Raw genomic sequence first — 22,237 nt, 5'->3', positions numbered from 1 at the left:
CGCCTACACGGGGTAGGGGGCCTGCTCCGGGTACTCGATGGGGAAGTCGCGCAGCCCCCGCCGGTAGAGGTTGTTCGCGGCCGCGTTGAAGCGGACGATCGACGGCGGGTACTCCTCGCCGAGGAGGTACTCCTTGAGCTGCTCGCGGTACGGGGCCATGACGTCCTCGCGCGGGTTCAGCGTGGCCTCGATGGCCTCGGCGAGACCGTTGCAGTCCCCGTCCAGCAGGTACGAGGCGTACGCCGTCCGCTGCTCGTTGCGGAACTGGTCGTCCGGCAGGCCGTCGAGGTTGAAGATCGCGTACGGCTTCAGGGTCGCGACGAAGTCGGAGACGACGCTGGACATGTCGCCGATGAGCAGGTCGGACTGGTTGAAGCAGTCGTACAGGGCCGGGATCCGCTCGGTCACCACGTGGTGCGCGGCGTCGGGGACGGCGCTCCAGTACAGGGCCCCGGCCTGGTTGCGGCTGCGCCGGATCCGCGCGGTCCGCTCCTCCTCGGTGAGGTCCGGGTACTTGGAGCGGACGCCGCGCTCGGAGAGGTCGGCGATGCGCTGGTCGATCCGGGCGAGCTTCTTGGCGGCGGCCTTGGAGTCGGTGAGGTTGCGGCCGAAGCGCCGGGCGTTGTCCTCTTCGAGCAGGGCGATGACGCGGCGGTGCGCCGCACCGGCCTCGGCGGAGCGCGAACCGGTCAGCGGATGCGGCTTGTAGATGATGCGGATGTCGCGGTCGTAGTCGAGCAGTGCCTTGATCAGCTTCTCGCCGGCCGGGATGACCGAGGTGTAGCAGGCGTCGTCGGTCCAGCCCTCCCAGGTGGGGGCGTAGATGACGGTGGGGACGGCGTTCGCGACCCTGCCGGTCCAGCGGTGCAGGGGCATCAGCTGGGGGCGGCCGACCTCGACGATCTGGTTGTGCGACACGGCGTGCTTGATGCGCTCGTAGCGGTCGCGGCCGGCCCGGCCGGCCACCCAGATCTCGTCGAAGACCTTGCTGACCCGGTTGCTGCTCGCGAGCTTGTCGCTGTCGCCGTGGCCGATGAAGACGTGCTTGACCTCGGCGCGCTGCAGCATGTGCACGTTCTTGCCCGCATTGCCGGGGTAAAGGGCGACACGGAGTTCGTTCATCTCGATACGTGCGAGATTGTCCGCCTTCGGAATGCAGATGACGGGAACCGAGGTGGCGTCCAGGTAGCGCAGGGTCGCCCGCTCGCGCAGCACGATGATGGGCCGCAGCTCCAGCGACTCCAGCGACTCCAGCCACATGTTCACCTGGTACATGAAGTCTTTGGAGACGGCAGCGAAGGTGAAGTAGAGCGCGACCTGGGGGCGGTATTCGGCCAGCTGGTGGTTGAGCTCCTCGATGGCCTCGTCCGTGGTGGGCAGCTTGAGCGCGTTGCGCGCGTCGGGCACCAGCACCAGCAGCGAGAAGTAGGCGAGGAAGACGGTGGTGATCATGCCGTACGTGACGAAGCGCCAGTCGTCCGTCGCGATGGTGACGAGCGAGCCGGCCACCAGCGGGATGTCCAGGTGCAGCGTCTTGCGGACGTGCTTGTTCATCAGGAACGGGTGCGGCATGCGGCGGATGCCGAGCGCCTCCAGGTCCAGCCCGCGCGTGGTGAACGGGAGTTCGTTGCGCATCTTGCGGACGTGCTTGAGGAGCGCCCCGTACGCGAGCTGCAGGATGAACAGCAGGAGCAGGCCGATGGTCGTCATCTGCGCCACGAACGACTCGATGTCGGCGATGGCCCCGCACAGGCCGAGCAGCAGGAACTGCCGGATCAGGAAGCGCATGGTGAGGCCGAAGCGCGAGTCGCGCAGCTTCTCCAGCGTCGGCGACTCGGTGTTGTGGAGCATCAGGTCGGCGACGTAGCTGAGTGCGGCGCAGCCTGAGAAGAGGGGGAGCGAGACGAAGGCGACGGCGACCAGCATCCCGACGAAGCTGAGGATGAGCCCAGCCGTGATCAGAACGCCGAACACGGCTCGCAGCCGCTTGGAGCCCATGGTGCGGTGCCTCCCCCGTGGAGGTATAAGGATCCTGTGAAGTGTCGCAGTAGTATAAGCAGCCTCATGGACGGCTCTAGAACGCCTGGTGAACCACAGGCCAATGATTTAGGGCTTCTTCACAAAGGCATGTGACATCAGTCCCTCTCGAGTCCCTCTTGCGGGGGTCCTCAGAGGGTGTAGCGATACAGCGCCAGCTCGCGCCGGTCCTTCGCCTTCACGGAAAATCCGACGCACAATGCCGGCCGTCCGCCGGCCAGGCCGACCGCGATTCCCTCCGGCTCCCGGTAGGCCAGATCGGGTGCCACGGTCACGAGGTGACGCCCTTGCGCCTTGCCGGTGCGGACGTCAATTGCCGAGACATATGTATTTCCACCGGACTTCCGGGGATTGTTCCCGTTCTGCCCGGTATACGGGTTGCCGGTCAGTACGTAGACGAAGTCCCCGTACAGCGCGCAGCCCTGGAACCACTCCTCTTCCTGGACCTGCACCCCGGCCTTGATGACCTGTGCGGGGGTGAAACGCCCCGCCAGGAAATCCGCCATCCCGTACACCGAGAACCGGTGTACGCCCTCCTCCTCGTGGCTCACCAGGACCCGCTCGCCGGGCAGGTCAAGCGCGGGGGAGACCTCGGTGGATCCGGGAACCGGATCGAAATGGCGGACGGACTCGTCGGAACTGTCGAGGACCGAACCGTCCTTGAACGGCACCCGGACCACCGTGCGGCCGTAGCCGCTCCCGGCGTCGGCCCTGCCTTCCACCCATATGTACGTGCGCTGGCCCGTCGGCTCGACGCCACAGGAAATTCCGTGGCCGAAGCCGCGCAGATACATGTGCCCGAGCGTTTTCCCCGAACTGCTCAGCCGGGTCAGGCACATGTCGCCGGAAGTCTTGCGGTCACCCGCGTCGACCGCGTCCTCCTCGTCGTCGAGCCGGATACCGGCCTGGACGGTCTGCAGGGTGTAGACCTGGCCGTTCGTGTCGTCGAACGCGAACGACTGCGGCCCCGTCGTATTGAACAGCGGAGTCGAAGCGAGCAGCTGCGTACCGGTCCGCATGTCGAACTCACCGGCCACCGGCCGGGAATCGTCCTGCTCGCCGGCCCCGGTGCGCAGCGCCCAGGACAGACCGCTCGTGGTGAGGCCGGCGGCCACGGCGCCGCCCGCGAACAGCAGGGTCCGGCGGCTGAAAGGTGTCTTGCCATCCGCCATGGACCGTATTCTGCCAGCCCGGACGGGCGAGTTCCGCGCCGGGCCGGGCGCTGGGCCGTGCCCCGCCCCGCCCAGCCCCGCAGAACGGCGGACGCCCGCCCCCACGAGGGGGACGGGCGTCCGCGGTGCTCACGCACCGCCCGCGGTACGGGCGGACGTACGGGCGTGCAGGCCTCAGGCCGGGACGCTCGCCAGACCCGGGGCGAGGAACTTCTTGCCGTTCACGCGCTCCGAGACGCCCTCGCGGTCCAGGTACGGCGTGATGCCGCCCAGGTGGAAGGGCCAGCCGGCGCCCGTGATGAGGCAGAGGTCGATGTCCTGGGCCTCGGCCACGACACCCTCCTCCAGCATCAGGCCGATCTCCTGCGCCACCGCGTCCAGGACGCGGTCGCGGACCTGCTCCTCGGTCAGGACGACATCGCCCTGGACCAGGAGCGCGGCGACCTCGGGGTCCAGCTCCGGCTTGCCGGAATCGTAGACGTAGAAGCCGCGCTTGCCGGCCTTGACGACCGCAGCGAGGTTCGGGGACACGGTGAAGCGCTCCGGGAAGGCGCGGTTCAGGGTCTCCGAGACGTGCAGGCCGATCGCCGGGCCGACGAGCTCCAGCAGCACCAGCGGGGACATCGGCAGGCCGAGCGGCTCGATGGCCTTCTCCGCCGTGACGACCGGGGTGCCCTCGTCGATGACGTTCTGGATCTCGCCCATGAAGCGGGTCAGGATGCGGTTCACGACGAACGCCGGGGCGTCCTTGGTGAGGACCGCGGTCTTCTTCAGCTTCTTGGCGACGCCGAAGGCCGTGGCCAGCGAGGCGTCGTCGGTCTGCTCACCGCGGACGATCTCCAGCAGCGGGAGGATCGCGACCGGGTTGAAGAAGTGGAAGCCGACCACGCGCTCCGGGTGCCGGAGCTTGGAGGCCATCTCCGACACCGACAGCGAGGAGGTGTTGGTGGCGAGGATCGCGTGCGCCGGGGCGACCGCCTCGACCTCCGCGAACACCTTCTGCTTGACGGACATCTCCTCGAACACGGCCTCGATGATGAAGTCCGCGTCCGCGAAGCCCTCGGCCTTGTCCAGGACACCGGTCACCAGGGCGGTCAGGCGGTTGGCCTTGTCCTGGTTGATGCGGCCCTTGCCGAGCAGCTTCTGGATCTCGGCGTGGACGTAGCCCACACCCTTGTCCACGCGCTCCTGGTCGATGTCGGTGAGGACCACCGGCACCTCCAGGCGGCGCAGGAAGAGCAGCGCCAGCTGTGAGGCCATCAGGCCCGCGCCGACGACGCCGACCTTGGTGACCGGACGGGCCAGCGACTTGTCCGGGGCACCGGCCGGGCGCTTGGCGCGCTTCTGGACCAGGTTGAAGGCGTAGATGCCCGAGCGCAGCTCGCCGCCCATGATGAGGTCCGCGAGCGCGGTGTCCTCGGCGTCGAAGCCGGCCTGGAGGTCGCCCGACTTGGCCGCGGCGATGATGTCCAGCGCGCGGTAGGCGGCGGGAGCGGCGCCGTGCACCTTGGAGTCCGCGATGAAGCGGCCCTTGGCGACGGCCGCGTCCCAGGCCTCGCCGCGGTCGATCTCGGCGCGGACGACCTCGGTGGTGCCGTTCAGCACGTTCGCGGTCCACAGGAGCGACTGCTCCAGGAAGTCCGCGCCCTCGAACAGGGCGTCCGCGATGCCCAGGTCGAAGACCTGCTTGCCGCGCAGCTGCTTGTTCTGGTTGAGCGAGTTCTCGATGATCACCGAGACCGCGCGCTCGGCGCCGATCAGGTTCGGCAGGATGGCGCAGCCGCCCCAGCCGGGAACCAGGCCGAGGAAGACCTCGGGGAGCGAGAAGGCCGGGATGGCCTTCGAGACGGTGCGGTAGGTGCAGTGCAGACCGACCTCGACACCGCCGCCCATCGCCGCGCCGTTGTAGTACGCGAACGTGGGGACGGCCAGCGCGGACAGGCGCTTGAAGACGTCGTGGCCGCCCTTGCCGATGGCGAGCGCCTCGTCGTGCTGCTTCAGCAGCTCGACACCCTTGAGGTCGGCGCCGACCGCGAAGATGAACGGCTTGCCGGTGATGCCCGCGCCGACGATGGAGCCCGCGAGGGCCTCCTGCTCGACCTGGTCGATCGCCGCGTTCAGGTTGGCGAGGGACTGCGGGCCGAAGGTGGTCGGCTTGGTGTGGTCGAAGCCGTTGTCCAGCGTGATGAGCGCGAAGCGCCCGGCGCCGAACGGCAGGTCCAGGTGGCGGACGTGCGCGGACGTGACGACCTCGTCCGGGAACAGCTCGGCCGCGCCCTTCAGGAGCTCAGCGGTGGTGCTCACTTGGAGTCTCCCTCGGCGTTGAAGTTCGGGTTCTCCCAGATGACGGTCGCGCCCATGCCGAAGCCGACGCACATGGTGGTCAGGCCGTAGCGGACGTGCGGCTGCTCCTCGAACTGACGGGCCAGCTGCGTCATCAGGCGGACGCCCGAGGAGGCCAGCGGGTGGCCGAACGCGATCGCGCCGCCGTACTGGTTGACGCGGGCGTCGTCGTCGGCGATGCCGTAGTGCTCCAGGAACGCGAGGACCTGGACCGCGAACGCCTCGTTGATCTCGAACAGGCCTATGTCCTCGATGGACAGGCCGGCCTGGGCGAGGGCCTTCTCGGTGGCCGGGATCGGGCCGTAGCCCATGACCTCCGGCTCGACACCCGCGAAGGAGTACGAGACGAGGCGCATCTTGACCGGGAGGTTGTTCTCGCGGGCGAAGTCCTCGGACGCGATGATGGCGGCGGTGGCACCGTCGTTGAGACCGGCGGCGTTGCCCGCGGTGACCCGGCCGTGCGTACGGAACGGGGTCTTCAGGCCGGCCAGGTTCTCCAGCGTGGTGCCCGGGCGCATCGGCTCGTCGGTGGTGACCAGGCCCCAGCCCGTCTCACCGGCCGCCTCGTTGGTGTTGCGCACCGAGATCGGGACCAGGTCCTGCTGGATCTTGCCGTCGGCGTACGCCTTGGCGGCCTTCTCCTGCGAGCGCACGGCGTACTCGTCGGCGCGGAGCTTGGTGATCGTCGGGTACCGGTCGTGCAGGTTCTCGGCGGTCATGCCCATGAACAGGGCGGACTCGTCGACCAGCTTCTCGGAGACGAAGCGCGGGTTCGGGTCGACGCCCTCGCCCATGGGGTGGCGGCCCATGTGCTCGACACCGCCGGCGAGGGCGACGTCGTACGCACCGAAGGCCACGCCGCCCGCGACGGCGGTGACGGCGGTCAGCGCGCCGGCGCACATGCGGTCGATGGAGTAGCCCGGGACGGACTGCGGGAGGCCCGCGAGGATGCCGGCGGTACGGCCCAGCGTCAGGCCCTGGTCACCGATCTGCGTGGTCGCGGCGATGGCGACCTCGTCGATCTTCTTGGGGTCCAGGTCCGGGTTGCGGCGCAGCAGCTCCCGGATCGCCTTCACGACGAGGTCGTCGGCGCGGGTCTCGTGGTAGATGCCCTTCGGGCCCGCCTTGCCGAACGGGGTGCGGACGCCGTCGACGAAGACGACGTCCCTGACGGTACGAGGCACGTTGGCTCTCCTCCAGGTGCGGGTGTGCACTGCTGCGCGGGGGCGCGGTCGGCCGGTGGCTGAGCGCCCGCTCACCCGGCCATGCTACTTGCCGGTAACCGGCGTGCACACCCCCTCCCGGAGGAGCGGCGAAGGTCACACTCCCGCGCGGGCGCTCGACCCCGGGCCCCGCGCCTCAGACGCCGGCCGGGCTGGACCCGGCCGGGGCGGGAGCGGTGGACATCGCCCTGGCCAGGGGGCCGGAGGAGCGGATCACGTTCGCCACGAAGCGGCGGCGCCGGAGGCCGAGGTGGCGCAGCGCCGGGCCGTGGTCCACCGCCACGAACGCGCCCGCCCCCGCGAGCATGGCCTGCCAGGCCAGGGTGGCGGCCCGGCGGGCGGGAGCCGGGAGGGGCGCCAGTGCCTCGCGCAGCCGCCGGCAGTGGAAGGGGACGTGGCGCTCCTCGTCCGCGAGGATCCGCCCGGCCACCTCCGCGGCCAGCGGATCGGGGGCCCCGTCCCGCACCGCCCGGTAGTACCGCAGGGCCACGGCCTCCGCCACCATGAGCACCAGCAGCTCCACCCGCAGCCCCAGCAGCCGCCGCAGCCGTACGAACGCCGCGTCGCTCCAGTGCCCCGCCAGGGTCTCGGCCCCGCCGGCCGTCAGGAGCAGTGCCAGCATCCGCGCGTGGTTCTGCTCCTCCGCCACGAAGAGCCGCGCGGCCTGCGCGTAGACCGGGTCCCCGGCTCGGTCCGCCTTGCCGATCAGGGCCGAGCCGTCCCCGTCCTCACCGACCTGGAACCGCTGCAGGCTCCGGACGAGCGCCGGATCGAGGGCGGCCCCCCGGTCCCACTGCGGATCCCCGACCGCGGCGCGGCGCTCCCGCTCGGCCTCGAAGTCGCGTACCCATTCCCCGTACCCCCTATTGATCATGTTCAAAAAGCTAGCGAGGTTTGAGCATGTTCAAAAGTGGCTCGGCGTCCCTGTTGCGGAACCGGGACAGAGAGAGCCCCCGGCCGGTGGGCCGGGGGCTCTTTGGGGAACCGGGGCGTCAGGCGGTCGCGGCCAGGGCCGTGACCAGCGCCGGCGTCACCTGCTCGATCTGCCACGGACGGGCGCCGTGGACCGCGAGTGCCTGCGCCACCGTGTCCGCCTCGAGCCGCTGCGGCGGCTCCCAGCACAGCCGGCGGACCGTGTCCGGGGTGATCAGGTTCTCCTGGGGCAGGTTCAGCCCCTCCGCGAGCGCCGAGACGGCGGTGCGCGCCGCCGCCAGCCGCGCCGCGGCCGCCGGGTCCTTGTCCGCCCACGAACGCGGCGGCGGCGGGCCGGCCGGGGTCGCCCCCGGCTGCGGCAGCGAGCTCTCTGGCAGGGCCTTCGCCCGGTCCACGGCGGCCATCCACTGCTCCAGCTGGCGCCGGCCCATCCGCTGCCCGTACCCGGGCAGGGCCGACAGCGCGTGCACGTTCGCCGGCAGCGCGAGCGCGGCCTCGACGATCGCCGCATCCCCCAGCACCTTGCCGGGCGACACGTCACGCCGCTGCGCGATCCGGTCCCGGGACTCCCACAGCTCGCGTACGACGGCCATCTGCCGGCGCCGGCGCACCTTGTGCATGCCGGACGTACGGCGCCAGGGATCCTTGCGCGGCGGCGCGGGCGGGGCGGCGGCGATGGCGTCGAACTCCTGCCGGGCCCATTCCAGCTTGCCCTGCCGGTCCAGTTCCTTCTCCAGCGCGTCCCGCAGGTCCACCAGCAGCTCCACGTCGAGCGCGGCGTAGCGCAGCCACGGCTCGGGGAGCGGGCGGGTGGACCAGTCGACGGCGGAGTGGCCCTTCTCCAGCGCGTAGCCGAGCACGCTCTCGACCATCGCGCCCAGTCCGACCCGGGGGAAGCCGGCGAGGCGGCCGGCCAGCTCGGTGTCGAACAGGGAGGTGGGAACCATGCCTATTTCGCGCAGGCACGGCAGGTCCTGGGTGGCGGCGTGCAGGATCCACTCGGTACCGGACAGGGCCTCGCCCAGTGCGGACAGGTCGGGGCAGCCGACCGGGTCGATCAGCGCGGATCCTGCGCCCTCGCGGCGCAGCTGCACCAGATAGGCGCGCTGGCCGTAGCGGTATCCGGAGGCGCGCTCGGCGTCGACGGCAACGGGCCCGGTGCCCGCGGCGAAGGCCGCGACCACCCGGGCGAGTGCGTCCTCGTCGGCGACCACCGGAGGGATCCCCTCGCGGGGCTCGAGCAACGGAATCGGCGCCTTTTCGACGTCGTCCGGGGGGCCGCCCCCGGTGGTGGTGCGCAGGTCTGCTGCGGTCTCTTGGGCGTCGGTCACCGCTCAAGGGTATCCGCGGATACGGCGCGCCCGTCGCCGGAACGTTCCGTCGACGGGCGCGAGGTGGAGGTGGGGGCGAATCCCCGGCTTTCCCCAGGGTTTGCCGGGGGGTCGCCGGGAGGTGTCAGTGGATGATCCCGGTCCGCAGGGCGACGGCGACCATCCCGGCCCGGTCGCCGGTTCCCAGCTTGCGGGCGATCCGGGCGAGGTGGGACTTGACGGTCAGGGCGGACAGGCCCATCGAGACGCCGATGGCCTTGTTGGACTGGCCCTCCGCGACGAGGCGCAGGACCTCGACCTCGCGGCCGGAGAGCTCGCGGTAGCCGCCCGGGTGGCTCGGGGCACCCGGGGGGCGGCGGTGCATACGGGCGGCGGCAGCCCCGATGGGGGCGGCGCCGGGCCGGGTGGGGAGCCCGATGTTGGTCCGCGTGCCGGTGACGACGTAGCCCTTCACTCCGCCCGCGAGGGCGTTGCGTACGGCGCCGATGTCGTCGGCGGCGGACAGGGCCAGGCCGTTCGGCCAGCCGGCGGCCCGCGTCTCGGAGAGCAGGGTGAGACCGGAACCGTCGGGCAGGTGTACGTCGGCCACGCAGATGTCGCGCGGGCTGCCGACGCGGGGGCGGGCCTCCGCGATGGACGACGCCTCGATCACGTCACGGACTCCGAGGGCCCACAGATGGCGGGTCACGGTGGAACGCACGCGCGGGTCGGCCACGACGACCATGGCCGTCGGCTTGTTCGGGCGGTAGGCGACCAGGCTTGCGGGCTGCTCGAGAAGAACGGACACCTAGGCCTCCTGGGGGAGTGGCGGGACGGCCGGCTCGGGGAAGGAAGCCGGTGCGAACCGTGCGGATGGTCACTGACTCCTTCGGCACGTCACCCGCCCGGCTTTAGGGAATGATCACGATTTGGTGAGTAACAATTCGGGCAATTCGGACGCACGATCGATCATCGGGTGATCAGAAGCCCACAACGGCTGCCCGGTTCCGACATCCCGCCGCCGTCGCTCGATCGGCCGTTCTACGGGGCGCGGTGCATTCGGACGGTGCGCGGCCCCGGCGGCCGCCCGGGCGCCGCCGTACGGCGCCACGGCTACGGGTGGTGCGGACCGCGCCGCTGTGGCAGGGAGACCACGCCCGTCCCCGAGTCCGTCGGCCCGACCGGCGGGAGCCCCGCGATCTGGCACAGCAGCTCGCACCACGCCGACAGGTGCGCCGAGGTGTCCGGCACCCCGCCCACACCCTCGCGCGGCGTCCACGAGGCCCTGATCTCGATCTGCGTGGCCGGCCGCCGCTCCGCCAGTCCGCCGAAGTAGTGCGAGCCCGCCATGGTCACGGTCCCGCTCGCCTCCCCGTACGCCAGACCGCGCGCCTCCAGCGCTCCCGTCAGCCAGGACCAGCACACCTCGGGGAGGAGGGGGTCGGCGGCCATCTCGGGCTCGAGCTCGGCGCGTACGAGCGTCACCAGGCGGAACGTCCCGTGCCAGGCCTCGTGCCCGGACGGATCGTGGAGCAGGATGAGCCGGCCGTCGGCCAGGTCGTCCTCCCCGTCCACGACCGCGGCCTCCAGGGCATAGGCGTGCGGGGCCAGGCGCTGGGGCGGTCTGGTGGGGTCGATCTCGATCCCCGGACGCAGGCGCGCCTTCTTCAAGCCGTCGACCGCGCGTCGGAACGGGAGCGGAACGGAGCTCTCCTTCGCGCTGTCCACGCCGTCAGCGCCATCTGAAAATCGTCCCTGAGCCGCAGCCATGCGGGGAAGACTAGGCGGAACGAGCGTCCCCGCGGTGCAGGGACACCCGCGCCGGGCCGGGCACTTCTTCATACGTGCGAAGATTTGGCGCGTGAGCGCCAACCACCGCCCCCAGGGCCAGCCGAGTCAGACGTACGATTCCGCCTTCCTGAAGGCGTGCCGGCGGGAGCCGGTGCCGCACACCCCGGTGTGGTTCATGCGGCAGGCCGGGCGCTCGCTCCCCGAGTACCGCAAGGTGCGCGAGGGGACCCAGATGCTGGAGTCGTGCATGCGGCCCGACCTGGTCACGGAGATCACGCTCCAGCCGGTCCGCCGCCACAACGTGGACGCGGCGATCTTCTTCTCCGACATCGTGGTTCCGCTCAAGGCCATCGGCATCGACCTGGACATCAAGCCGGGCATCGGCCCGGTCGTCGCCCAGCCGATCCGCCGCCGCGAGGACCTCGCACAGCTGCGCGACCTCACACCGGAGGACGTCCCGTACGTCACCGAGGCGATCGGCATGCTCACGGGTGAACTGGGCGCCACGCCGTTGATCGGTTTCGCGGGTGCGCCTTTCACCCTCGCGAGCTACCTGGTCGAGGGCGGCCCGTCGAAGAACCACGAGCACACCAAGGCCCTCATGTACGGCGACCCGGAGCTCTGGGCCGACCTGCTGGACCGCCTCGCGGAGATCACCTCCGCCTTCCTGAAGGTCCAGATCGAGGCCGGCGCCTCCGCGGTGCAGCTCTTCGACTCCTGGGTCGGCGCGCTGGCCCCGGCGGACTACCGCCGCTCGGTGATGCCGGCGTCGGCGAAGGTCTTGCAGTCCGTCGCCTCGTACGGAGTCCCGCGCATCCACTTCGGCGTGGGCACGGGCGAGCTGCTCGGCCTGATGGGTGAGGCCGGCGCGGACGTCGTGGGCGTCGACTACCGCGTCGCGCTCGACGAGGCCGCCCGCCGGGTCGGCCCCGGCAAGGCGCTCCAGGGCAACCTGGACCCGGCGGTGCTGTTCTCCACCGAGGAGGCCGTGCGGTCGAAGACCGACGAGGTCCTCGCGGCGGCGTCGGGCCTGGAGGGCCACGTCTTCAACCTGGGCCACGGCGTCCTCCCGACGACCCCGCCGGACGCCCTGACCCGCCTGGTGGACTACGTCCACACCCGGACCCAGCGCTGAGCTCCGGGGATTCTCGTCCCCGCCCTTTGCCGGGGCGGGGCGGGGACGGGTCCGCAGGGCCCGCCTAGGCCGCCGCGCGGACGGCGCTCACCGCCTTGCGGGCCGCCACCAGGACCGGGTCCCACACGGGTGAGAACGGTGGGGCGTAGCCCAGGTCCAGGGATACGACCTGGTCCACCGTCATGCCGGCCGTGAGGGCGACCGCCGCGATGTCCACGCGCTTCGCCGAGCCCGCGCCGCCGACGATCTGGACGCCGAGCAGGCGCCCCGTGCGGTGTTCCGCCAGCATTTTGACCGTCATGTCCGCGGCGGTGGGGTAGTAGCCCGCCGTCGTCGTCGAGCTGATCGTCGCCGTGACGAACCGCAGGCCCGCCGCCAGGGCGTCCTTCTCGCGCAGGCCCGTACGGGCGATCTCCAGGTTGCAGACCTTGCTCACCGCCGTGCCCACCACTCCCGGGAAGGTGGCGTAGCCGCCGCCCACGCCCGAACCGATCACCTGGCCGTGCTTGTTGGCGTGCGTGCCCAGCGGGATGTGCCGCATCCGGCCCGCCACCAGGTCCAGGACCTCCACGCAGTCGCCGCCCGACCAGATGTTCTCGTGGCCCCGGACCCGCATCGAGAGGTCCGTGAGGAGCCCGCCGGACTCGCCGAGCGGCAGTCCCGCCGCGCGGGCCAGCGCCGTGCGGGGCTCCACGCCGATGCCGAGCACGACCACGTCCGCCGGGTACTCCTCGCCCGCCGCCGTGGCCACCGCGCGGACCGCGCCCCGATCGTCCGTGAGGATCTTCGTGACCTCCGCCCCGGACACCGTGCGGATCCCCATCCGGTTCATCGCGGCGTGCACCAGGGCGCCCATGTCCGGGTCCAGCGTCGCCATCGGCTGCCGACCGCGGTGCAGGACGGTGACCTCGTGCCCCCGCGCCACCAGCGCCTCCGCCATCTCCACGCCGATGTAGCCGGCACCGACGACCACCGCCCTGCGGCCCTCGCGGTGCTCCGGCCCCTCGGTGAGTTCCAGCGAAGCCATCAGGCGCTGGCCGTCGTCCAGGGTCTGGACGCCGTGCACCCCGTGCGCGCCGATCCCGGGCAGCCGGGGCCGGACCGGCCGGGCCCCCGTGGCCAGGACGAGCTTGTCGTAGCCCGTCCAGGATTCGGATCCGGATTCCAGATCGCGGGCACGGACCCGGCCCCCGGCCACGTCGAGCTCCACCACCTCCGTGCGCATGCGCAGGTCGATGTCCCGGGCGCGGTGCTCCTCGGGCGTACGGGCGATCAGCGCGTCCCGCCCGGGGACCTGGCCGCCGATCCAGTACGGGATCCCGCACGCCGAGTACGACGTGAAGTGCCCGCGCTCGAAGGCGACGATCTCCAGCTCCGCCGGGCCCTTCAGCCGCCGGGCCTGGGACGCGGCGGACATCCCCGCCGCGTCGCCGCCGACCACCACCAGTCGTTCCGTCGCCATCGTCCGCCCCGTCCTGCGCGCCGCCGTCTCGTACCCAACACGCTACGGCCGAATGCGTGTTCAGTCCGGGAGGTGGGTCTTTTCCGTCGGGTCCGCGGACCGAGCCCCCGGTACGGCCGGAACCTTCCCCGGCGTCAGCCCCGCCTTCGCCTTCGCCGGGCGCAGCCGCCGGTACGCGCGGAAGCACAGCAGCACCACCGCGGCCGTGACCGCGAACGGCAGCAGGACGGCGATCACCAGGGTCAGGTACCGCACGATCGTCGTGAAGACGTTCCAACCACCGCTCAGGGCGCCCAGGAAGGTCGGCTCCTCGTCCTTCGGCTTCTGCGCCGCCTCGGGCGCCGGCTCCGAGACCTCCATCGTGATCGTGCCCATCGAGGTCTGGTCCTTCAGCGCCGTCTGCTGTGCGAGCAGCGACTCCAGGTCCGACTGGCGCTTGCTCAGCTCGCTCTCCAGCATCACCACGTCACCGAGCGCCGAAGCCTTGTCCATCATCTCCCGCACCCGGGCCACGCTCGCCTGCTGCGACTTGACCCGGCTGTCGACGTCCGCCACCTTCTCGGTCACGTCCTGCGCCTCGACCTTGCGGTTCAGGAGCTTCCCGCTGCCCTCCATCGCGCCGAGCACCGCGTCGAAGCGGTCGCCCGGCACGCGCAGGGTCAGCGTGGACGTCATCCGGCCGTCCTCGCCGCGCCTGGTGGACTCGTTGCCGACGTACCCGCCCGCGCCCTCCGCCGCCGTACGGGCCGCGGCCAGCGCCTTCTGCGCGTCCGCCGTCTCGAGGGCCAGGGTCGCCGTACGGATGACGTGCGGGCGTACGGCGGCCGGCGGCTGGCCCTTCCCGGCCGCATCGGAGCCCGAGGTCCCGGCGGCGGCCGAGGGGGCCGCCGCGGCCGCCCCCGGCTTGCCCCGGGCCGCGCCCTGCGCAGCCCCGGCCGCGGCCTTGTCGGCCGAGGCCGGGCCGGCGGTGTCCTGGCCGGCGCCGCACCCGGTGAGCGCGAGCGCTCCGGCCAGGGACAGGGCGGCCAGGGTGGCCGCCGTGCGGTGTTTCACAGCGGTGCCTCTACTGCTGGTGCGCATCGGTGGTACCCCCCGAGGATCGGCTGATGTCGCCGTTGTGACGTACAGGGTCCCGTCGCGGGTTTCGCTCCGGCGGTCCCGAGCCGATCCCGATGCGGTCACGGTCCGGCCTCGGTGATCGGCCGGTGAACGGTCTGAGACGATGTGTCCATGCACGAAGCGGACATGCGTACGGACGCCGCAGCGGGCGCGGCGGCCCCGCCCCGCCACGCCGTCGTCATCGGCGGCGGCATCGCCGGCCTCGCCGCGGCCCACCGGCTGCTCGCCGACGGCCTGCGCGTCACGCTCCTCGAGGCCGGGCCGCGGCTCGGCGGCAAGCTGCTCGCCGGCGAGCTCGCGGGCGCCCCCGTCGACCTCGGCGCCGAGTCCGTGCTCGCCCGCCGCCCCGAAGCCCTGGAGCTGGCCCGCGCCGTGGGCCTCGGCGATGCCCTCCAGCCGCCCGCCACCGCCACCGCCCACCTGTGGACCCGCGGTGCGCTGCGGCCCATGCCGCGCGGCCATGTCATGGGCGTCCCCGGCGACCTGGCCCCGCTCGCCGCCTCCGGGGTGCTCTCCGCCGAGGGCCTGGCCCGGATCGAGGCCGAACGCGACCTGCCGCCCGCGGAGATCGGAGAGGACGTCGCCGTCGGCGAGTACGTCGCCGCCCGCCTCGGCCACGAGGTCGTCGACCGCTTGGTGGAGCCCCTCCTCGGCGGGGTCTACGCCGGCAACGCCTACCGCATCTCCATGCGCGCCGCCGTCCCGCAGCTCTTCGAGGCCGCCCGTGCGCACGCCTCGCTGGGCGACGGCGTACGCGAACTCCAGCACCGGGCGGCCGCGCAGCAGCCCCAGCAGGCCGGTCGTCCCGTCTTCTCCGGCATCGACGGCGGCATCGGACGGCTCCCGCAGGCCGTGGCCGGGGCATGCCGGGCGGCGGGGGCACGGATCAGCACCGGTACGGCCGTGCGCGAGGTCCGGCGCGGCGCCGGGGGCTGGACGGTCGTCACCGACGCGGAGGTGATCGACGCCGACGCCGTGGTCCTGGCCGTCCCGGCCGGGCCCGCCGCCCGGCTGCTGGACGGGCTCGCGCCGGCCGCGGCCGCCGAGCTGCGGTCCGTCGAGTACGCCTCGATGGCCCTGGTGACGATGGCCTTCCGGCGCTCCGAGCTGCCCGCCGCGATCACCGAGGGCGGCGCCAGCGGATTCCTCGTCCCGCCCGTCGACGGCCGGACGATCAAGGCCTCCACCTTCTCCAGCAACAAGTGGGCCTGGGCGGGAGCCGACCCCGACCTCTTCCTGCTGCGCACCTCCGTCGGCCGGTACGGCGACGAGGGCGACCTGGGGCGCGAGGACTCCGAGCTGGTCGAGGTCTCGCTGCGCGACCTCGGCGAGGCCGTGGGCCTCGCGGCCCGGCCGGTCGCCTCCACCGTCACCCGCTGGGACGGCGGCCTGCCCCAGTACCCGGTCGGCCACCTCGCCCGCGTGGCCCGGATCCGCGGCGCCGTCGCGGCCCTGCCGGGCCTCGCGGTGTGCGGGGCGCTGTACGACGGCGTGGGCATCCCGGCGTGCATCGCGAGCGCCGGCAAGGCCGCCGACGTGGTGATGGCCACGTTGGGCACCCCTGGCACCGACCACTGATCAGCACACGGGACAATGGACACATGACTGCACCAGAGAAGATTCCCAACGCGGGGAAGAAGGCGAAGGACCTCAACGAGGTCATCCGCTACACCCTGTGGTCCGTCTTCAAGCTGAAGGACGTCCTGCCCGAGGACCGCACCGGCTACGCCGACGAGGTCCAGGAGCTGTTCGACCAGCTGGCCGCCAAGGACATCACCGTCCGCGGCACCTATGACGTCTCCGGCCTGCGCGCCGACGCGGACATCATGATCTGGTGGCACGCCGAGACCTCGGACGAGCTGCAGGGCGCCTACAACCTGTTCCGCCGCACCAAGCTCGGCCGCGCGCTGGAGCCGGTGTGGTCGAACATGGCCCTGCACCGCCCGGCCGAGTTCAACAAGTCGCACATCCCGGCCTTCCTGGCCGACGAGGTCGCGCGCGACTACGTCAGCGTCTACCCGTTCGTGCGCTCGTACGACTGGTACCTGCTGCCCGACGAGGACCGCCGCCGCATGCTCGCCGACCACGGCAAGATGGCCCGCGGCTACCCCGACGTCCGCGCCAACACGGTCGCCTCCTTCTCGCTGGGCGACTACGAGTGGATGCTGGCCTTCGAGGCCGACGAGCTGTACCGCATCGTCGACCTCATGCGTCACCTGCGTGCCTCCGAGGCCCGTATGCACGTCCGTGAAGAAGTGCCCTTCTACACCGGACGCCGCAAGTCCGTCGCCGATCTGGTGGCCGGGCTCGCCTGATACCTCCCCTGGGGGGAAGGAACCGGAGTACCGCTCTCTTGACTGGGGAGCGGCCTCCGGTGGATCGGGAGGCTGGTCCGGATGACGGCCTGACCCCCGAAACGACGCAGCCGGAGATCCCGCCCGGAAGTTCAGACGACTGGCGGCAGCAGAGCCCTGGGTACCTTCCCGGGGGTTCGTGCTGCCCGGTCGTCCAGCGACACCGGTGCGGGCTCCGGATGCGGCGCACACGTGACACGCCACCCCGGGGTGTCACCCGTCAGCAAGTACCGCTCCACGTGACGGTCCACGCAGTCATTGCGTCCGCCGACCACTCCGTGGGTGCCGGCCCCCTCCTCCGTGACCAGCGCGGCCCCGCTGCCGAGCCGCCGTTGCAGCTCCAGCGCGCCCGGGTACGGGGTGGCCCCGTCCCGCTCCGCCGCGACGACCAGGGTGCGGGGGATCACCTCCGGCTGCGCGCCGACCGCCACCGGCTGCTGCCGCTCGCCGACCGGCCAGTACGCGCACGGCAGGTTCAGGAAGGCGTTGGCCCAGGTCTCGAAGGGCGCCCGGCGCGCCAGTTCGGTGTTGTCGCGGTCCCAGGTCTCCCATTGCGCGGGCCAGGCGGCGTCGTTGCACAGCACCGCCGTGTACACGGCCCGCGCGTTCTCGCGCGCGGCCGCCGACTCCGGGTCCGGGCGGGCCTGTTCGGCCAGCGGGCCGGGATCGCCGGCCAGGAAGGCGCTGAGCGCGGCCGCCCGCTCCGCCCAGACGTCGTCGTAGTACGCGGCCTGCAGGAACGCGGCTTGGAGCTCGCCGGTGCCGACCGTCCCGCCCGCCGGAGTGCGCGCCACCGCGTCCCGCACGCGCTCGTAGCTCGCCTGGACGGCCGCCGGGGTGGCGCCGAGCCGGTACGTGGCATGGTGCCGGGCGGCCCAGGCGCGGAAGTCGTACCAGCGGCGCTCGAACCCCGGTGCCTGGTCGAGGTTGTCGAGGTACCAGATGCGGCGCGGGTCGGGGTCGACCGCGGAGTCGAGGACCATCCGGCGGACGTGGCCGGGGTGGAGCGTGGCGTACACGGCGCCCAGGTAGGTGCCGTACGAGGCGCCCATGAAGGTCAGCTTCTCCTCGCCGAGGGCGGCGCGGAGCACGTGCAGGTCGCGGACGTTGTCGCGGGTCGAGTAGTACGGCAGGGCCGCGCCGGCCCGCTGCGCGCAGCCGCGGGCGTAGGCCCGGGCGGCGGCGATGCGCTGCTGCTTGTACGCGGCCGAGGGCTCCGCCGGGACCTGGGTGGGGCCCTTCGCGCGGACGGCGGGGTCCTCGCAGGACAGCGGGGCGGAACGGCCGACTCCGCGCGGGGCGTAGCCGACGAGGTCGTAGGCGGCGCCGATGCGCTCCCACTCGGGGAGGTCGCCGACGAGCGGGAAGAACATCCCGGAGGCGCCGGGGCCGCCGGGGTTGTAGACGAGCGCCCCCTGGCGCGCGGCGCCGCCGCGGCCGGTGGCGGCGACCCGGCTGACGGTGAGGGAGATCTGCTTCCCGTCGGGCCGGGCGTAGTCGAGCGGAACCCGCAGGCTCGCGCACTGCACGGTGGAGGGCAGCTCCTCGACGGAGGCACACCGCCGGAAGCGGAGACCAAAGGACCCGGAGGCCCCGGGGGCTTCGGCGGCGCGGCGGGCGACGAGCTCGGCGCCGGCGTCCGCGGCCGCCGCCCTCGCGGCGGAGCCGGCACTTCGGGCGGCGCCGCCCGCCGCCGGGCCGTTGGCGTCCGGCCGGGGGGCGGCCGCGCGGGCGGGTGGGGACGGGATGCACAGGGTGAGGGTGAGCACCGCCGCGGCGACTCCGCAGCGGGCGAGCGGAGTCTGCATCACGGGCCGCCTCCATCTCTTCGGATGACCTGATGAGATGCCCTGGGCGGGGCCCTGTACAGGACCACCGCCGGGTGTCGGCCGCAATCCCCCCGTTGCCCTGGCCCAAGCCGCCCGTAGGGCGGGGTGGGCCGGGTCAGGAACTGCTGCTGCCGCAGCTCGAACCGGACGAGCTGCTGCAACTCGAACTGCTGGAGCAACTGGAGCTGCTGCTCGCGCAGCTGCCGCCCGACGAGGACCCGCAGCCCGAGCCCGACCCGGAGGAGCAGCCCGATCCCGAGCCGGAGGAACAGCTCGACCCCGACCCCGAGGACCCGCAGCCGGATCCGGTGTATCCGCAGCCGGCCCCCGAGCCTCCCCCGCCGTCGCTGCTGCCCGCGCACCACACGACGGGCAGGACCGCGGCGGAAGACCCGCAGGAGTCCGACGAGGACGAGGAGGAGGACGACGAGGACGAGGACGAGCCGCGGGGCCCGGGGCGCGACTGCGCGGCCGCCAGCCCGGTGCTGCGCGCGGCCGGCACCAACTGCTCCCGCAGGTACGGGTCCCGCAGGCCGCGCAGCCCGTACAGGGCGGTCTGCACGTGCGGGGTCCGGTCGTTCCGGTACTGCGCGCGGATCTCGCGCAGCGCCGCACCCCCCGCCGGCGTGAGCCGCTGCCTGGCCCGGGCCGCGAGGGCGCAGCCCATGACGATCCCGCCCACCAGGGCGGGGAACACCTTGACGGCGAACGGCACCTGCGGGCCGGAATCGAGCGCCAGCGCCACGAACGTGAGGGGCAGCGAGAACACCAGCCACACCGCGCACACCACCACCTGGATCAGCGCCCGGCGCCGCACCTTCGCCCCCGAACCGGGCGCGGCGAGCAGCCCGCGGGCGGCCAGCGCGTCGCCGGTCTCCTGGACGGCGGGGTCGACCATGGCGGCGTACCGCACCTGGTAGAGCCAGCCGGACGGGGCCTGCCGAAGCACCTCGAGCACCGCCCGCTCGGCGGTGTCGCCGGCCCGCGCCCCGGGGCGCACCTGGACGATCCCGGGACCGCCGACCACCAGCCGGCCGTCGCCGAGCATCGAGACGAGTGCGCAGTCCACGACCGCGCCGGGGCCGCCGGCCATGAACGCGGCCTCGGACAGGTCGTGCAGGCGCGGCGCCGGACCGGCCGACGGTGGGCGCGAGCGCCGCAGACCGCGCAGCAGCAGGACGGTGGAGACGACGACGGCGATCCAGATCGCGACGGCGAGTACGTTCATGCCGCACGCCCCACGAGGGTCCGGGCCCAGCGCACGATCCGGCGCGGCGGCCGCGCCCCGACCCGGTCCCGCCACCAGGAGGTGAGCCGGCGCCGGGCCGCGGGGTCGGCGGGCAGGTCCTGGATGAGCAGGTGCTCGGCGAAGTCGAGGGCGTCCCGCCGGTATCCGGCGGTCATGGGCCGGTTGCGGGCGTACCCGAGGAAGGCCTCACGGTACGGGTCCTCGCCGCCCAGGATTCCGGGCAGCTCGGGCGCGACCTTCGCGACGACGTCGGCCCGCTTGGCGGCCAGTGCCCGCGCCTGCACCCGTACGCGCCGGCGGTCGAACCCCTCGGGCACGGGCGTCCCGCCCACCAGCGCCGACAACAGCGCCGCCTGCTCCAGCCCCACCCGCACCCGAGCCCGCTCCGGCCCTTCCGCGTCCGTCTGCGCCGCACCCTCCGGCCCCGCCGGCGTGTGCGGCGCGGGGTCCGGGGCGGAGTCCCGGGTGGGGGATCCTCCCGGACGCAGCCCGGGCGAGGACGAAGGGCGGGCCGGCCCCGCCGGGTCCGCCACCCGCCGGATCGCGGCCAGTTCCCGCGCCAGTTCGGCTTCGGCCGGAAAATCGTCGTCCCGCTCCAGCAGCACCCCCGCCGGCTCCACGCGCCTGCGCAGCTGCGCCAGGAGGTCCAGCACCACCGGCGGCACCGGATGCGCATGCGTGTCGTGCCATACCCCGCCCCGCTCCACGCCCCCGGCGACGTGCACGTACGCGAGCGCCTCCAGCGGGATGGAGTCCAGCACGGCGAACGGGTCCTCGCCCCGGTTCACCCGGTTCGTGTGCAGGTTGGCGACGTCGATCAGCAGCCGGACCCCCGTCCGCTCCACCAGCTCCGTCAGGAACTGCCCCTCCGTCAGCTCCTCCCCGGGCCACGAGATCAGCGCGGCGATGTTCTCCAGCGCCAGCGGCACCGGCAGCGCGTCCTGCGCGATCCGGACGTTCTCGCACAGCACGTCGAGCGCGTCCCGGGTCCGCTGCACGGGCAGCAGGTGCCCCGCTTCCAGCGCCGGCGAGGCCGTCCGTACGAATGCGATGTGCTCGGTGACGAGCGGCGCCCCCAGCGCCACCGCCCGCTCCCCGAGCGCGGCCAGCTTCCCCGGGTCGGGCCGCTCGGCTCCGCCGAGGCCCAGCGAGACCCCGTGCGGCACGACGCGCACGCCGCGCTCGCGCAGCCGCAGCAGTGATGCGGGCAGGTGGCCGGGGCAGATGTTCTCGGCCACCACCTCGACCCAGTCCAGGCCCGGCAGCCGCTCCACCGCATCCGCGATCTCCGGCCGCCATCCGATGCCCACCCCCAGGTGCGCCATGCTCTTCATGTCCCTTCGCCCCCCTTCATCGGTCGTGTGCCGATGTCATGGCCCCGACGGAGTCAGGCCAACCGCGCACAGGGACGTTCAGAGCAACATTTGAGGTTCCCGGGTCAGCGCGGAAATCCGCCGGCGAGCCGTGCCCGCAGGGCCGGGTGGTCCGCGACCACCGTCGCGGAACCGGGTGCGATCTCCGTGAAACCGGCGTCCCGGACCACCGGCAGCCCGCTCCCGCTCAGCTCCGCCCACCGCTCGCGCGCCGCCGTCCGTACGGCCAGCCGGAAACCGGAGTCCTGCCACGCGGTGCGCTCGGGGCCGGTCAGCTCCCACCAGGCCAGCTGCGCCGCGTGCCCGGCCTGGGCCATCGCCTTGCCGGCGGACATCTCCAGGTCCGGGTTGAGCCACAGCACCGGAATCCCCGCGGCGGCCGGAGCAACCGGCTCCGGGTCGTCCAGGTCGGTCCCCGAGACCTGGAGCTTCGCGAGCTCCTTGGGCCAGCCGTCCAACGGCACCGGCGGGAAGACCCGTACCTCCGACACGTCACCGTGCACCGTGATGCCGGGCAGGGTGCCGGCCTTGCGCCACTCGGCACCGCGCGCCCGCCGCACCACCTTCCGGATCCGCGCGTCCTGCCAGTCCCGGACCGCCTCGGCCCACTCGCCCCCGCCGTGCGCCCGCTCGTCCGTCAGCAGGACCAGTACCGCCCGGGCCGCCGTCTCCAGCGCGTCCGTGCGGGCCGGCGGCCCGGCCTTCTCGATCCGCACCACCAGGGGCAGGACGAACTGCGGTGCCTCGTCGCGGGCGACGTGCTCCTGGCGGAACGGGCTGTCCGCCCCGACCGCGGGTACCTGCGCGGGGCCCTGTTCCGGTACGTCTGAAGTGTGGTTCTGGTGCTGGCTGCTCATCCGGCCAAGGATGCCAGCCTCCAACTTGAGGATGATGCCGCGGGGTCCCG

Annotated in this window: 17 protein-coding genes; 3 read left to right on the top strand and 14 right to left on the bottom strand. The window is 72.8% G+C overall.

Annotated features, from left to right (window positions below):
• Positions 1-3: 3 nt before the first annotated feature.
• The 8 genes from ACFYXK_RS08185 to ACFYXK_RS08150 all read right to left on the bottom strand — a co-directional run bounded on the left by ACFYXK_RS08185 (position 4) and on the right by ACFYXK_RS08150 (position 10,788).
• On the bottom strand, positions 4-1,998 hold the full coding sequence (locus ACFYXK_RS08185; RefSeq protein WP_389410344.1) for a hypothetical protein: 1,995 nt from the start codon (positions 1,996-1,998) through the stop codon (positions 4-6).
• A 170-nt stretch (positions 1,999-2,168) separates the two neighbouring features.
• Positions 2,169-3,209, bottom strand: a complete 1,041-nt coding sequence (locus ACFYXK_RS08180; protein ID WP_389410343.1) for a signaling protein — start codon at positions 3,207-3,209, stop codon at positions 2,169-2,171.
• 174 nt (positions 3,210-3,383) lie between these two features.
• Positions 3,384-5,513, bottom strand: coding sequence for a 3-hydroxyacyl-CoA dehydrogenase NAD-binding domain-containing protein (locus ACFYXK_RS08175; protein WP_389410342.1), 2,130 nt, complete (start codon positions 5,511-5,513; stop codon positions 3,384-3,386).
• Positions 5,510-6,736 (bottom strand): acetyl-CoA C-acyltransferase, encoded by a 1,227-nt coding sequence (locus ACFYXK_RS08170; RefSeq protein ID WP_030234769.1) that lies wholly within the window; start codon positions 6,734-6,736, stop codon positions 5,510-5,512. Before ACFYXK_RS08170 ends, ACFYXK_RS08175 begins: the two co-directional genes overlap by 4 nt.
• 175 nt (positions 6,737-6,911) lie before the next feature.
• Positions 6,912-7,649, bottom strand: coding sequence for a ferritin-like domain-containing protein (locus ACFYXK_RS08165; RefSeq protein ID WP_389410341.1), 738 nt, complete (start codon positions 7,647-7,649; stop codon positions 6,912-6,914).
• A gap of 118 nt (positions 7,650-7,767) precedes the next feature.
• The gene (locus tag ACFYXK_RS08160) at positions 7,768-9,039 is read right to left on the bottom strand and encodes an HRDC domain-containing protein (protein ID WP_389410340.1); all 1,272 of its coding nucleotides are present in this window, start codon (positions 9,037-9,039) and stop codon (positions 7,768-7,770) included.
• 124 nt (positions 9,040-9,163) lie between these two features.
• Positions 9,164-9,826, bottom strand: a complete 663-nt coding sequence (locus ACFYXK_RS08155) for a response regulator transcription factor (RefSeq protein ID WP_007267191.1) — start codon at positions 9,824-9,826, stop codon at positions 9,164-9,166.
• Between the two features lie 305 nt (positions 9,827-10,131).
• Positions 10,132-10,788: a DUF3000 domain-containing protein gene (locus ACFYXK_RS08150; protein WP_383509028.1), complete on the bottom strand. Its 657-nt coding sequence runs from the start codon at positions 10,786-10,788 to the stop codon at positions 10,132-10,134.
• A 91-nt stretch (positions 10,789-10,879) separates the two neighbouring features.
• On the opposite strand from ACFYXK_RS08150, the gene hemE reads away from it, so the two are divergent.
• Positions 10,880-11,944, top strand: coding sequence for a uroporphyrinogen decarboxylase (hemE, locus tag ACFYXK_RS08145; RefSeq protein WP_389410339.1), 1,065 nt, complete (start codon positions 10,880-10,882; stop codon positions 11,942-11,944).
• Positions 11,945-12,008: 64 nt separating this feature from the next.
• Here hemE and ACFYXK_RS08140 read toward each other — a convergent pair whose 3' ends face one another.
• A complete protein-coding gene (locus ACFYXK_RS08140; protein ID WP_389410338.1) occupies positions 12,009-13,406 on the bottom strand; it encodes an FAD-dependent oxidoreductase in 1,398 nt (465 codons plus the stop codon).
• A gap of 60 nt (positions 13,407-13,466) precedes the next feature.
• Entirely contained in the window at positions 13,467-14,459 is a 993-nt protein-coding gene (locus ACFYXK_RS08135; RefSeq protein WP_389410337.1) for a DUF4349 domain-containing protein, read from the bottom strand.
• A 177-nt stretch (positions 14,460-14,636) separates the two neighbouring features.
• Here ACFYXK_RS08135 and hemG point away from each other — a divergent pair, with 177 nt between their 5' ends.
• Both hemG and hemQ read left to right on the top strand, forming a co-directional pair.
• Positions 14,637-16,103 carry a protoporphyrinogen oxidase gene (hemG, locus tag ACFYXK_RS08130; RefSeq protein ID WP_389410336.1) on the top strand — a complete coding sequence of 489 codons (1,467 nt, stop codon included), beginning with the start codon at positions 14,637-14,639 and terminating at the stop codon, positions 16,101-16,103.
• A gap of 23 nt (positions 16,104-16,126) precedes the next feature.
• Complete coding sequence (hemQ, locus tag ACFYXK_RS08125) at positions 16,127-16,840, top strand: hydrogen peroxide-dependent heme synthase (RefSeq protein WP_389410335.1); 714 nt, start codon at positions 16,127-16,129, stop codon at positions 16,838-16,840.
• A 131-nt stretch (positions 16,841-16,971) separates the two neighbouring features.
• On the opposite strand, the gene ACFYXK_RS08120 is transcribed toward hemQ, so the two are convergent.
• The 4 genes from ACFYXK_RS08120 to ACFYXK_RS08105 form a co-directional block, all read right to left on the bottom strand.
• Positions 16,972-18,687, bottom strand: coding sequence for an alpha/beta hydrolase (locus ACFYXK_RS08120; protein ID WP_389410553.1), 1,716 nt, complete (start codon positions 18,685-18,687; stop codon positions 16,972-16,974).
• A gap of 136 nt (positions 18,688-18,823) precedes the next feature.
• Positions 18,824-19,936, bottom strand: coding sequence for a TIGR04222 domain-containing membrane protein (locus ACFYXK_RS08115; protein WP_389410334.1), 1,113 nt, complete (start codon positions 19,934-19,936; stop codon positions 18,824-18,826).
• Positions 19,933-21,291 carry a DUF692 family multinuclear iron-containing protein gene (locus ACFYXK_RS08110; RefSeq protein WP_389410333.1) on the bottom strand — a complete coding sequence of 453 codons (1,359 nt, stop codon included), beginning with the start codon at positions 21,289-21,291 and terminating at the stop codon, positions 19,933-19,935. Before ACFYXK_RS08110 ends, ACFYXK_RS08115 begins: the two co-directional genes overlap by 4 nt.
• 104 nt (positions 21,292-21,395) lie before the next feature.
• Positions 21,396-22,187 (bottom strand): aminoacyl-tRNA hydrolase, encoded by a 792-nt coding sequence (locus tag ACFYXK_RS08105; protein WP_389410332.1) that lies wholly within the window; start codon positions 22,185-22,187, stop codon positions 21,396-21,398.
• Positions 22,188-22,237 lie beyond the last annotated feature (50 nt).

The sequence above is a fragment of the Streptomyces sp. NPDC002209 genome (assembly GCF_042890265.1).
GTDB lineage: Bacteria > Actinomycetota > Actinomycetes > Streptomycetales > Streptomycetaceae > Streptomyces.
This window is presented reverse-complemented; position numbering and strand designations above follow the sequence as displayed.

Bases quoted from the DNA above. Each gene is read 5' to 3' on its own strand.
- ACFYXK_RS08185 (WP_389410344.1), bottom strand. From the start codon at position 1,998: ATGGGCTCCAAGCGGCTGCGAGCCGTGTTCGGCGTTCTGATCACGGCT.
- ACFYXK_RS08180 (WP_389410343.1), bottom strand. From the start codon at position 3,209: ATGGCGGATGGCAAGACACCTTTCAGCCGCCGGACCCTGCTGTTCGCG.
- ACFYXK_RS08165 (WP_389410341.1), bottom strand. From the start codon at position 7,649: ATGATCAATAGGGGGTACGGGGAATGGGTACGCGACTTCGAGGCCGAG.
- ACFYXK_RS08150 (WP_383509028.1), bottom strand. From the start codon at position 10,788: ATGGCTGCGGCTCAGGGACGATTTTCAGATGGCGCTGACGGCGTGGAC.
- ACFYXK_RS08140 (WP_389410338.1), bottom strand. From the start codon at position 13,406: ATGGCGACGGAACGACTGGTGGTGGTCGGCGGCGACGCGGCGGGGATG.
- hemG (WP_389410336.1), top strand. From the start codon at position 14,637: ATGCACGAAGCGGACATGCGTACGGACGCCGCAGCGGGCGCGGCGGCC.
- hemQ (WP_389410335.1), top strand. From the start codon at position 16,127: ATGACTGCACCAGAGAAGATTCCCAACGCGGGGAAGAAGGCGAAGGAC.
- ACFYXK_RS08120 (WP_389410553.1), bottom strand. From the start codon at position 18,687: ATGCAGACTCCGCTCGCCCGCTGCGGAGTCGCCGCGGCGGTGCTCACC.
- ACFYXK_RS08115 (WP_389410334.1), bottom strand. From the start codon at position 19,936: ATGAACGTACTCGCCGTCGCGATCTGGATCGCCGTCGTCGTCTCCACC.
- ACFYXK_RS08110 (WP_389410333.1), bottom strand. From the start codon at position 21,291: ATGAAGAGCATGGCGCACCTGGGGGTGGGCATCGGATGGCGGCCGGAG.
- ACFYXK_RS08105 (WP_389410332.1), bottom strand. From the start codon at position 22,187: ATGAGCAGCCAGCACCAGAACCACACTTCAGACGTACCGGAACAGGGC.